Below are 890 nucleotides of genomic sequence, written 5' to 3'. Positions count from 1 at the left end.
CCCAGTGGGTACTCGTTGATGTAGCCGTTGCCGCCGAAGATCTGGATGCCCTCGCCGGCCATCCACGTCGCCTTCTCCGCGCACCAGAGGATCACGGAGGCGCAGTCCTTGCGCACCTGGCGCACGTGCTCGGTGCCCAGCAGGTCCAGGTTCTTGGCCACGGTGTAGGCGAACGAGCGGCCGGCCTGCAGCACGGTGTACATGTCCGCCACCTTGCCCTGGATCAGCTGGAACTCGCCGATGCTCTGGCCGAACTGCCTGCGGTCGTGGATGTAGGGCACCACGTTGTCCATGACGGCCTGCATGATGCCCAGCGGACCACCGGTGAGCACCGCGCGCTCGTAGTCGAGCCCGCTCATGAGCACCTTGGCGCCGTTGTTCAGGCCGCCCATGATGTTCTCGGCCGGCACCTCGACGTTGTTGAACACCATCTCGCCGGTGTGGCTGCCGCGCATGCCCAGCTTGTCCAGCTTCTGCGCGGTGGAGAAGCCCTTCATGCCCTTCTCGACGATGAAGGCGGTGACGCCGCGCGCGCCCATCTCGGGCTCGGTCTTGGCGTAGACCACCATGGTGTCGGCGTCCGGGCCGTTGGTGATCCACATCTTGCTGCCGTTGAGCAGGTAATAGCCGCCCTTGTCCTCGGCCTTGAGCTTCATGCTGATCACGTCCGAGCCCGCGCCGGGCTCGCTCATGGCCAGGGCGCCCACGTGCTCGCCGCTGATGAGCTTGGGCAGGTACTTGCGGCGCTGGGCGTCGTTGCCGTTGCGCTTGATCTGGTTCACGCACAGGTTGCTGTGCGCGCCGTACGAGAGGCCCACGCTGGCCGAGGCGCGCGAGATCTCCTCCATGGCGATCATGTGGGCCAGGTAGCCCATGTTGGCGCCGCCGTA

At 66.2% G+C, this 890-nt stretch carries 1 protein-coding gene; it reads right to left on the bottom strand.

The features are described from left to right. Positions 1-890, bottom strand: an 890-nt coding sequence (locus AC1Q9M_RS25505) for an acyl-CoA dehydrogenase family protein (RefSeq protein ID WP_492436431.1), incomplete at both ends; no start/stop codon positions are given.

The sequence above is a fragment of the Hydrogenophaga sp. GW823-FHT04C09 genome, assembly GCF_058796355.1.
The sequence above is the reverse complement of the archived record's forward strand: the minus strand, read 5'-3'. Positions and strand labels throughout refer to the sequence as shown.